Below are 934 nucleotides of genomic sequence, written 5' to 3' on the forward strand. Positions count from 1 at the left end.
TCGCAGGCGCTGTTTGGCGGACTGACGGGCGGTGGAATCGGCGGTGGTCTGTTGGGTTCCGCTTTCACGGCCGTTCTCGGCGCCTACGGAGATGCGACTGGCACGACCGTGGGCGGCGTATATGGCCCGCAGACCCAAGCAGGGCTGGATGACCTTATTTCGAAAGTCAGTTTGCGCGCGAACGGCGGCCCTGTCACCGCTGGGCAGCCATACATCGTCGGCGAGAAACAAGCGGAACTGTTTGTGCCGAATACCTCTGGAACGATCCTTCCCTCAGTACCGTCTGGCGGTGGCGTGAATGTCAGCATCGTGACGCAGATCGACAACAGCGGGAATGCCACGACGCAGTCAAGTGGTGACGCGGACCGAACTGGCAAGCAGCTTTCGTCGGCCATCCGAAACGTCGTTACGGACGAACTTTCTCGTCAGATGAGACAGGGCGGATTGCTCTGGCGCGCGCGAACCGGGATGGGCTGATGGCAACGGAAACGTTCGATTTCTGCGTCAAGGTCGGGTCGTCTGGAACGACGAACTTCCGCACGCGAAAGGCTCAATTCGGTGATGGATACGAACAGCGCGTCGGAGATGGCCTGAATACTGCCGTGAGTTCGTGGTCAGTGAGTAATACCAACACGGCGGAAAAGCTCCAGCCCCTCAAGGATTTCCTCGATCGCCACAGCGGCCACAAGTCGTTCTACTGGACTCCGCCGATGGGGGGTGAGGGCCTGTACTACTGCGAGACCTATACGCTCTCAGGAGAGGGGAATCAGGTCTTCACGATTAGCGCCACGCTTCAACAAACCTTCGCTCCATAAATGGCACAGCAAATCATCAATCTCGGTACGCCGCCTGGTGGGACCGATGGCGACACTTCGCGTGTTGCGTTTGAGAAGACGAAAGACAATTTCAACGAATTGTATACACGCACACAAGG

Annotated in this window: 1 protein-coding gene and 1 pseudogene; both read left to right on the forward strand. The window is 58.0% G+C overall.

The features are described from left to right. A pseudogene (locus PMO31116_RS23860) lies at window positions 1–477 on the forward strand (hypothetical protein); the annotation flags it as partial. After that, a complete protein-coding gene (locus PMO31116_RS23505) occupies window positions 477–815 on the forward strand; it encodes a phage tail protein (protein ID WP_150568812.1) in 339 nt (112 codons plus the stop codon). The pseudogene PMO31116_RS23860 and the gene PMO31116_RS23505, both read left to right, overlap by 1 nt. Window positions 816–934: the final 119 nt, after the last annotated feature.

This window comes from Pandoraea morbifera (assembly GCF_902459575.1).
Lineage (GTDB): Bacteria > Pseudomonadota > Gammaproteobacteria > Burkholderiales > Burkholderiaceae > Pandoraea > Pandoraea morbifera.